At 56.6% G+C, this 1,445-nt stretch carries 1 rRNA gene (cut by a window edge); it reads right to left on the bottom strand.

Features of this window, described 5'->3' with window-relative positions:
* Nucleotides 1-21: 21 nt before the first annotated feature.
* Nucleotides 22-1,445: ribosomal RNA gene (locus ACFYX0_RS47270) — 23S ribosomal RNA — on the bottom strand; its annotated part runs 1,405 nt beyond the window's last position; the annotation flags it as partial.

Raw genomic sequence — 1,445 nt, 5'->3', positions numbered from 1 at the left:
ACACAGTGGACGCGAGCAACTGAGGACAAGCCCTCGGCCTATTAGTACCGGTCACCTCCACACGTTACCGTGCTTCCAGATCCGGCCTATCAACCCAGTCGTCTACTGGGAGCCTTACCCCATCAAGTGGGTGGGAGTCCTCATCTCGAAGCAGGCTTCCCGCTTAGATGCTTTCAGCGGTTATCCCTCCCGAACGTAGCCAACCAGCCATGCCCTTGGCAGAACAACTGGCACACCAGAGGTTCGTCCGTCCCGGTCCTCTCGTACTAGGGACAGCCCTTCTCAAGACTCCTACGCGCACAGCGGATAGGGACCGAACTGTCTCACGACGTTCTAAACCCAGCTCGCGTACCGCTTTAATGGGCGAACAGCCCAACCCTTGGGACCGACTCCAGCCCCAGGATGCGACGAGCCGACATCGAGGTGCCAAACCATCCCGTCGATATGGACTCTTGGGGAAGATCAGCCTGTTATCCCCGGGGTACCTTTTATCCGTTGAGCGACGGCGCTTCCACAAGCCACCGCCGGATCACTAGTCCCGACTTTCGTCCCTGCTCGACCCGTCGGTCTCACAGTCAAGCTCCCTTGTGCACTTACACTCAACACCTGATTGCCAACCAGGCTGAGGGAACCTTTGGGCGCCTCCGTTACCCTTTAGGAGGCAACCGCCCCAGTTAAACTACCCATCAGACACTGTCCCCGATCCGGATCACGGACCCGGGTTAGACATCCAGCACGACCAGACTGGTATTTCAACGACGACTCCACCCGAACTGGCGTCCGAGCTTCACAGTCTCCCAGCTATCCTACACAAGCCGAACCGAACACCAATATCAAACTGTAGTAAAGGTCCCGGGGTCTTTCCGTCCTGCTGCGCGAAACGAGCATCTTTACTCGTAGTGCAATTTCACCGGGCCTATGGTTGAGACAGTCGAGAAGTCGTTACGCCATTCGTGCAGGTCGGAACTTACCCGACAAGGAATTTCGCTACCTTAGGATGGTTATAGTTACCACCGCCGTTTACTGGCGCTTAAGTTCTCAGCTTCGCCCACCCGAAAGTGAGCTAACCGGTCCCCTTAACGTTCCAGCACCGGGCAGGCGTCAGTCCGTATACATCGCCTTACGGCTTCGCACGGACCTGTGTTTTTAGTAAACAGTCGCTTCTCGCTGGTCTCTGCGGCCACCCCCAGCTCGAGCAGCAAGTACTCTCACCAGGAATGGCCCCCCTTCTCCCGAAGTTACGGGGGCATTTTGCCGAATTCCTTAACCATAGTTCACCCGAACGCCTCGGTATTCTCTACCTGACCACCTGAGTCGGTTTAGGGTACGGGCCGCCATGAAACTCGCTAGAGGCTTTTCTCGACAGCATAGGATCATCCACTTCGCCACAATCGGCTCGGCATCAGGTCTCAGACAAAAGCAAGGCGGATTTGCCTACCTTGCGC

The sequence above is a fragment of the Streptomyces sp. NPDC002573 genome, assembly GCF_042889625.1.
Taxonomy (GTDB): domain Bacteria; phylum Actinomycetota; class Actinomycetes; order Streptomycetales; family Streptomycetaceae; genus Streptomyces; species Streptomyces gibsoniae.
Note: the sequence above shows the minus strand (reverse complement) of the source record. Positions and strands in the feature narration are given on the sequence as shown.